Genomic DNA, 295 nt, shown 5'->3' on the forward strand with positions numbered 1-295 from the left:
CACCGGATATAAGGATGTATAAAAATAATGGTACTTGGCATATTAAAGCCATCTTCGCAAATAGTACTTTGATTGATTACACAAACAACACTAACCCTTCAACAACATACAATAACTTCACTCTGATGTTTTATATTATGGTCTATAAAAGATTAATTACAAAACAAAATATTACTGATATAAATATGGATCTTAACGGGGCAAATGGAAGTTCTCAAAGTATTCCTAAACCTTCTGGATTTTAATTTCTCTGAGCTAGTTCGATTATATTTTTAGGCATTTAAAATGTACCCAC

1 protein-coding gene is annotated in these 295 nt (G+C 30.2%); it reads left to right on the forward strand.

What is annotated here, in order from left to right; all coding sequences use genetic code 11:
• The coding region (locus SB752_RS32230) for a hypothetical protein (RefSeq protein WP_410719471.1) at positions 1-245 on the forward strand (245 nt) is incomplete at its 5' end.
• Between the last annotated feature and the right edge of the window lie 50 nt (positions 246-295).

This window comes from Brevibacillus sp. SIMBA_040, from assembly GCF_046535075.1.
Taxonomy (GTDB): Bacteria; Bacillota; Bacilli; order Brevibacillales; family Brevibacillaceae; genus Brevibacillus.